This is a genomic window from Streptomyces calidiresistens, from assembly GCF_014141525.1.
GTDB classification, from domain to species: Bacteria; Actinomycetota; Actinomycetes; order Streptomycetales; family Streptomycetaceae; genus Streptomyces; species Streptomyces calidiresistens.
The window spans coordinates 1-4,583 of record NZ_VKHS01000451.1 but is presented as its reverse complement, the minus strand read 5'-3'; the positions used below and the strand labels follow the sequence as shown (position 1 = coordinate 4,583).

4 protein-coding genes are annotated in these 4,583 nt (G+C 73.0%); all 4 read left to right on the top strand.

The window, feature by feature from the left end:
• On the top strand, window positions 1-217 hold a 217-nt coding region (locus tag FOE67_RS17390; protein ID WP_182665330.1), incomplete at its 5' end, for an adenosylcobinamide-GDP ribazoletransferase.
• A 157-nt stretch (window positions 218-374) separates the two neighbouring features.
• The gene (locus FOE67_RS17385) at window positions 375-1,967 is read left to right on the top strand and encodes a leucyl aminopeptidase (protein WP_182665328.1); all 1,593 of its coding nucleotides are present in this window, start codon (window positions 375-377) and stop codon (window positions 1,965-1,967) included.
• Window positions 1,968-2,373: 406 nt separating this feature from the next.
• On the top strand, window positions 2,374-3,762 hold the full coding sequence (gene lpdA / locus FOE67_RS17380; protein ID WP_182665326.1) for a dihydrolipoyl dehydrogenase: 1,389 nt from the start codon (window positions 2,374-2,376) through the stop codon (window positions 3,760-3,762).
• Between the two features lie 56 nt (window positions 3,763-3,818).
• Window positions 3,819-4,583: biotin/lipoyl-containing protein (locus tag FOE67_RS17375; RefSeq protein WP_323384993.1), on the top strand; the 765-nt coding region annotated here is incomplete at its 3' end.

Genomic DNA, 4,583 nt, shown 5'->3' with positions numbered 1-4,583 from the left:
CGGCGACCCGACGGGCGGGGTCGGCGCCGCGGTGATCGGCGGGTTGCTCGGCGCGGCCGTGACGGGCTGCGGGATGGTGGCGGGCGAGGCGGTGCTGCGACGGTGCCGTCGGCGCCTGGGCGGTGTGACGGGGGATGTCCTCGGGGCGGTGGTCGAGAGCACGACGACGGCGTCGCTGGTCATCGCGGCGGTGGTGGTGGGGGCCGTCGGTGGGTGACCCGGGGTGCTCCGACGGGCGGTGTCGGCCGAGCGGCGCCGCCCGGGCGGGGCGTAGGCTCGGGAGCCCGGAGCGCGGCCCCGGGGGCGACCCTCCCGGGATCCCCCCTCCGGTGTCCGGACGATCCATCATCGAGACGAACAGGACTCTCCCCACCGTGACTGCACTGACCCTCAGTTCCTCCACCGCCGCGAAGGTGCGCGCGGACGCCGTGGTGATCGGCGTCGTCAAGGGCGAGGACGGCCCGATGCCGGCTCCCGGCGTCGAGGCCGCGGGCGCCGTGGACGCCGCCTTCGGCGGCCGTTTGACCGCCCTGCTGACCACGCTCGGGGCCACCGGCGCCGAGAACGAGATCACCAAGCTGCCGGCGCCCGAGGGCTTCGAGGCGGATCTCGTGGTGGCGGTCGGGCTGGGCCCCGCTTCCGGGGACGACGCCCCGGCGACCGAGACCCTGCGGCGGGCGGCGGGCGCCGCGGCCCGCGCGCTGACCGGCACCGGTCACGCCGCCTTCGCGCTGACCTCCTCGGACCCGGCCGCGGTCGCGGCGGTGGCCGAGGGCGCCCTGCTGGGGTCCTACGCCTTCACCGAGTTCCGCGGCGAGGGACGGGACGACGAGGGGAAGTCGGGCCGGGGCCGCCGCTCCGGGCGCGGGCGCAAGGAGGAGGGCCGGGACGCCTCCGCCCCGCTCGCCGAGGTGACCATCGCCGGGTTGGACGCCAAGAGCGCCAAGGGTTCGGAGCTGAAGGCGGTCGCGGAGCGGGCCGAGGTGCTCGCGCAGGAGATCGCCCGGGCCCGCGACCTGGTCAACACCCCGCCCAACGCCCTGAATCCGGCGGAGTTCGCCGCTCTGGCGGGGGCCGCGGCCAAGGAGTACGGCCTGAAGATCGAGGTGCTGGACGAGCAGGCCCTGGGCAAGGGCGGCTACGGCGGCATCATGGGCGTGGGCCAGGGTTCCCAGAGCCCGCCCCGACTGGTGCGGCTGACCTGGCGGCACTCCAAGGCCCGGAACTCGCTGGCGCTGATCGGCAAGGGCATCACCTACGACTCCGGCGGCATCTCGCTGAAGCCGGCCGGCTCCAACGAGACCATGAAGTGCGACATGGCGGGCGCGGCGGCGGTGTTCGCGGCCGTGGTCGCGGCGGCGCGACTGGACCTGCGGGTCAACGTGACCGGTTGGCTGGCACTGGCCGAGAACATGCCCTCGGGGTCGGCGACCCGGCCGGGCGACGTGCTGACCATGTACAGCGGCAAGACGGTGGAGGTGCTCAACACCGACGCCGAGGGCCGGCTGGTGATGGCCGACGCACTGGCGCGCGCGGGCGAGGAGTCCCCGGACGCGGTGGTGGACGTGGCGACGCTGACCGGCGCGATGATGGTGGCGCTGGGCAAGCGGACCTTCGGCATCATGTCCAACGAGGACTCCTTCCGCGACCTGGTGCACGGCATCGCGGGTGAGGTCGGCGAGCAGGCGTGGCCGATGCCGCTGCCGGAGGACCTGATGGAAGGGCTGAAGTCCCCGGTGGCGGACATCGCCAACGTGGGCGACCGGATGGGCGGCGGCCTGTCGGCGGGGCTGTTCCTGAAGGAGTTCGTGGCCGACGGCACCCCGTGGGCCCACCTGGACATCGCGGGTCCGGCCTTCAACGAGGGCTCCCCCTTCGGTTACACGCCCAAGGGCGGCACCGGTTCGGCGGTGCGCACGCTGGTGCGGCTGGCCGAGCGGGTGGCCGAGGAGGGTCTGCCGGGCTGATCCCGGCGCGCCCCCGCCGGTGCCGGCCCCGGCGTCGGTACCGGCGGGGCGCGCACCGGCGGGCGGACGCGGCCCGCGCCGGGGGGGGGTCGGGGGCCGCGTGCCGTCCGGGTCGGGACCCCGAACGGTACCCAGCGGTACTACCGACGGGTAATCCGCACGACTGCGCCCGAGAACCGCCCGCAATGTCCGATGAGAGACCGTTTGCACCGCCTCATCCGACGGCCCCGCGTCCCGCCGACCCCGGACAGGTGCGAAGATGGTGTTCCGGCAGGACAGGGGCCCGGCTCATCCGCTGAACGGGAGTACGAGTCACCACTAGCCGTTTTTCCAGCGGCGCACACACAGCCGCCGGAACGGTCATGGGCGACCGGATCCGGCGAACCCCATGCATGGAGGACGTGACGTGGCGAACGACGCCAGCACCGTTTTCGACCTAGTGATCCTCGGCGGCGGGAGCGGCGGCTACGCCGCGGCCCTGCGCGCGTCGCAGCTCGGGCTGGACGTCGCCCTGATCGAGAAGGACAAGCTCGGCGGCACCTGTCTGCACTACGGCTGCATCCCCACCAAGGCGCTGCTGCACGCCGGTGAGGTCGCCGACGCCGCCCGCGAGGGCGAGCAGTTCGGTGTGAAGAGCACCTTCGAGGGCATCGACATGCCCGGGGTGCACGCCTACAAGGACGGCGTGGTCTCCGGCCTGTACAAGGGCCTGCAGGGCCTGGTGGCCTCCCGGAAGATCACCTACGTCCAGGGCGAGGGCCGACTGTCCTCCGCCACCTCGGTGGACGTGAACGGCGAGCGCTACACCGGCCGGCACATCCTGCTGGCGACCGGCTCGGTTCCCAAGTCCCTGCCGGGCCTGGAGATCGACGGCGACCGCGTCATCTCCTCCAACCACGCCCTGAAGCTGGACCGGGTCCCCAAGTCCGTGATCATCCTGGGCGGCGGCGTCATCGGCTGCGAGTTCGCCTCCGCGTGGCGCTCCTTCGGCAGCGAGGTCACGATCGTCGAGGGCCTGCCGCACCTGGTGCCGGCCGAGGACGAGAACAGCTCCAAGCTGCTGGAGCGGGCCTTCCGCAAGCGCGGCATCAAGTTCTCCCTGGGCTCCTTCTTCGAGAAGGCCGAGTACACCAACGACGGCGTGAAGGTCTCGCTGGCCAACGGCAAGACCTTCGAAGCCGAGCTGCTGCTGGTGGCCATCGGCCGCGGCCCGGTCTCGCAGGGACTGGGGTACGAGGAGGTCGGGGTCGCGATGGACCGCGGCTACGTGACCGTCGACGAGTACTGCCGCACCAACATCGACACCATCTCGGCGGTCGGCGACCTCATCCCGACCCTGCAGCTGGCGCACGTCGGCTTCGCCGAGGGCATCCTCGTGGCCGAGCGACTCGCCGGCCTCAACCCGGTGCCGATCGACTACGACGGTGTCCCCCGGGTCACCTACTCCCACCCCGAGGTCGCCTCCGTCGGCATCACCGAGGCCAAGGCCAAGGAACTGTACGGCGCCGACAAGGTCGTCACGCTGAAGTACAACCTGGGCGGCAACGGCAAGAGCAAGATCCTCAAGACCCAGGGCGAGATCAAGCTCGTCCAGGTCCGCGACGGCGCGGTCGTCGGTGTGCACATGGTCGGCGACCGGCTCGGCGAGCAGGTCGGCGAGGCCCAGCTGATCTACAACTGGGAGGCGCTGCCCGCCGAGGTCGCGCAGCTGATCCACGCGCACCCGACCCAGAACGAGGCCCTCGGCGAGGCGCACCTGGCGCTGGCCGGCAAGCCGCTGCACTCGCACGACTGACCGGCCCGCCCGAGGCGCGCCCCCATCCGTACTTCCCGTAAGGAGCAACCGAAACCATGGCGGTTTCCGTAACCCTTCCGGCGCTCGGCGAGAGCGTCTCCGAGGGCACCGTCACCCGCTGGCTGAAGGCCGAGGGTGAACGGGTCGAGGCCGACGAGCCCCTGCTCGAGGTCTCCACCGACAAGGTCGACACCGAGATCCCCGCCCCCGCCGCCGGCGTGCTGTCCGCGATCAAGGTCGCCGAGGACGAGACCGTCGAGGTCGGGGCCGAGCTGGCGATCATCGACGACGGCACCGGCGGCGGCGACTCCGCCCCCGCTCCGGCCGAGGAGTCCGCCCCCGAGCCGCAGGCGGAGCCGGAGCCCGAGCCGGCCGCCTCCACCTCCGGTGACTCCTCCGCCGCCTCCGGCGCGGACTACTCCGGCCCCGGCTCCGCCGAGGCGGGCGGGTCCGCCGGGTCGGCGCAGGGCACCGACGTGACCCTGCCCGCGCTGGGCGAGTCCGTCACCGAGGGCACCGTCACCCGCTGGCTGAAGGAGGTCGGCGAGGAGGTCGAGGCCGACGAGCCCCTCCTGGAGGTCTCCACCGACAAGGTCGACACCGAGATCCCCTCCCCCACCGCCGGCACCCTGCTGGAGATCCTGGTCGGTGAGGACGAGACCGCCGAGGTCGGCGCGAGGCTCGCGGTGATCGGTGAGAAGGGCGCCGCCCCGGCACCGGCACCGGCACCGAAGCAGGAGGAGCCGAAGGCCGAGGAGAAGCCGGAGCCGAAGGCCGAGCCCGCACCGGAGCCCGAGGCCGAGGAGAAGCCCGCCCCGGCC